This is a genomic window from Psychrobacter sp. W2-37-MNA-CIBAN-0211 (assembly GCF_040309405.1).
GTDB lineage: Bacteria > Pseudomonadota > Gammaproteobacteria > Pseudomonadales > Moraxellaceae > Psychrobacter > Psychrobacter glaciei.
Genome location: NZ_JBEOOU010000533.1, coordinates 1 through 240, shown reverse-complemented (window position 1 = coordinate 240; position 240 = coordinate 1). Strand labels below are relative to the sequence as shown.

At 37.1% G+C, this 240-nt stretch carries 1 protein-coding gene; it reads left to right on the top strand.

Translation table 11 applies throughout. The features are described 5' to 3' along the window. A partial coding sequence (locus AAEY72_RS16160) for a hypothetical protein (RefSeq protein ID WP_502945415.1) occupies positions 1 to 240 on the top strand: 240 nt, incomplete at both ends.

Genomic DNA, 240 nt, shown 5'->3' with positions numbered 1-240 from the left:
CATAGATGGTATGCACATTGCACTAGTAGGCGATTTAAAATATGGTCGCACTGTGCACTCTTTATCAAAACTATTATGCCACTATAAAAACGTGAAATTCTCGATGGTTGCACCCGATGGTCTACAAATGCCTAGCTATATATTAGATGCAGTAGATAATGCAGGTCATAAAATTGAATTGGTAAACAAAATGGAAGGTAACTTAGCTGCCGACATAGTTTATCAAACGCGTATTCAAGA